The 237-nt window shown below is 65.0% G+C and carries 1 protein-coding gene; it reads right to left on the reverse strand.

Features of this window, described 5'->3' with window-relative positions:
• A partial coding sequence (locus ACFHW1_RS28935) for a zinc ribbon domain-containing protein (protein WP_416616761.1) occupies positions 1 to 190 on the reverse strand: 190 nt, incomplete at its 3' end.
• Between the last annotated feature and the right edge of the window lie 47 nt (positions 191 to 237).

The following is a 237-nucleotide window of genomic DNA, read 5'->3' on the forward strand; positions in this document are numbered from 1 at the left end:
CGTTGATCCGGCCGCAGTCCGAACACATCCGGGTGGACGGGAGCCACCGGTCCACCCGGGCGAACGTACGCCCGTACCTCGCCGCCTTGTACTCCAGCATGGCGACGAACGACGACCATCCCGCGTCGTGCACCGACTTCGCCAGCCGGGTCCGACCGAGACCGACGACACACAGATCCTCGACGTACACCGCTTGATTCTCACGGATGATCGTCGTGGACAGCTTGTGCTGCCAGT

Source organism: Micromonospora sp. LOL_014 (assembly GCF_048060245.1).
GTDB lineage: Bacteria > Actinomycetota > Actinomycetes > Mycobacteriales > Micromonosporaceae > Micromonospora_E.